This window comes from Streptomyces calidiresistens (genome assembly GCF_014141525.1).
Taxonomy (GTDB): domain Bacteria; phylum Actinomycetota; class Actinomycetes; order Streptomycetales; family Streptomycetaceae; genus Streptomyces; species Streptomyces calidiresistens.
This window is the reverse complement of the sequence record NZ_VKHS01001359.1, coordinates 1-824: the sequence shown is the minus strand read 5'-3', so window position 1 is coordinate 824 and position 824 is coordinate 1. Positions and strand designations below refer to the sequence as shown.

The following is an 824-nucleotide window of genomic DNA, read 5'->3' as shown; positions in this document are numbered from 1 at the left end:
GGCGGGGCCGGCGGAACGGGCCGGAGCGACCCGGCCGGTCGACGAGGGACCGGGGGGACTCGATGAACTCGACGAACTCGATGAACTGGGTGACGACTCAGCAGTCCCGCAGTTCCGGTGACTGGTTGAGCAGCTGGCCCCGGATGGAACGGAACCGGTCCAGGCGCTCGTCCACCGTCGGGTCCAGCGGGAAGACCGCCACCCGGTGGCAGTTCTGGAAGGCCAGGCGGACACCGAAGTGACGCTCCAGCGAGCCCCGGATGGCGTCGCTGGCCAGCGCCCGCAGCAACTGGCCACGGGCCTGCTCGCTGGGGGGCGGGGTGGTGTTGTCGGCGAATTCGCCACCGTCCACCTGCAGGCGGGCGACCAGGTTGCTGATCATCTCCCAGGCGTAGGGGAGGGAGGTACGGACGCAGTCGACGAAGGCGGCTTCGTCGACCTCGCCTCGCTCGGCCTGCTCCAGGAGCGCCGGTGAGACGTCGAGCGACATGGGGTTCTCCTCTCGCGACCCCCGCGACGGGGGCCTGACGGACGGGCCGGGAACGCCGCTCCCCCGATCACCGACGGACCGACCGGAACGGAATACGGATACTCCACGCCGTTCGGCACCACCCACAGGTGATCATCGGTGATCAAACGAATTCGGACGGCGACGCCCCCGGGGACACCGTACGACCCCCTGACCGGCAATGTCAGTGGAATGAGCACATAACTGGCCACGATCGGAACCATCCGTTCTCATCCGATCTGCTGTCATATCGCATGAGCACCACGGGTGTTCGTGAGTCGCCCCGGTCCCTCCCCACCCGTCTCTTATACAAATC

At 67.5% G+C, this 824-nt stretch carries 1 protein-coding gene; it reads right to left on the bottom strand.

Annotation, left to right across the window (positions count from 1 at the left end; translation table 11 throughout):
* Window positions 1-97 precede the first annotated feature (97 nt).
* Window positions 98-490 carry an SCO5389 family protein gene (locus FOE67_RS27305; protein ID WP_182667491.1) on the bottom strand — a complete coding sequence of 131 codons (393 nt, stop codon included), beginning with the start codon at window positions 488-490 and terminating at the stop codon, window positions 98-100.
* Between the last annotated feature and the right edge of the window lie 334 nt (window positions 491-824).